General features: G+C 54.5%; 1 protein-coding gene. It reads left to right on the top strand.

Annotation, left to right across the window (positions count from 1 at the left end; translation table 11 throughout):
• The coding region (locus ASC50_RS01935; RefSeq protein WP_193391177.1) for a YDG domain-containing protein at positions 1 to 874 on the top strand (874 nt) is incomplete at both ends.

Consider the following 874-nt stretch of genomic DNA (forward strand, 5'->3'; position numbering starts at 1 on the left):
CCGCCGCGATTACACCCAAGCCGGTTACGCTCACAGGTTTTTCAGTCGATAGCAGAACTTACGATGGCACTACGAACGCTACCTTTAGCGGTACGGGCAATGTCGTTGGCATAGTTGAGGATGTCGGCGATGTGGTAACTGTGGAAAAAGGCACAGCGGCTTTTGCCGATAAAAATGCAGGACCGGACAAACCGGTCATATTTGACGGCTTCGCGCTCGCCGGTGCGCACAAAGATAATTACGAATTGGCAGCACAGCCTGTCGCTACGGCAACAATCACCCCTTTGCCTGTCGTGGTCACGCCGAACGATAATCTGAGTAAAACTTACAACACCGCCGACCCGCCGCTGACTTACACTTACAGTCCGGATCTGCTCGATGAGGAGGACCATTTTAGCGGCGTGCTCTCCCGCACCTCCAACGAAAAACCGGGGACGTATCCCATCAATCAAGGCTCACTGACTGCCGGCGGCAACTACGCTATCAGCATTGCAAATAAAGTCTTCACCATCATCCCGAAGAGCATTACCGCTTCAACGGTGACGGTGGCAAGCATCGCCGCTCAAAAGTACACCGGCAAAGAAATCAAACCGCTACCTAACGTGGTGGACGGCGGTCGCCCACTCACAATCAACACGGACTACACTCTAAGTTACAGCAACAACACAAACGAAGGGACAGCCACCGTAACCATAAACGGCAAAGGCAATTACAAAGATTCCCGAACGGTGGAATTTGAGATAACCACCAACACGGGCGGCAACACAGGCGGCTCAGGCGGCAACACAGGTGGCACAGGCGGCACAGGCGGCAACACAGGTGGCGCAGGTGGCAACACGGGTGGCAATACCAACGGCCACGCGATAGCTGTGTC

The sequence above is a fragment of the Candidatus Symbiothrix dinenymphae genome, from assembly GCF_001431085.1.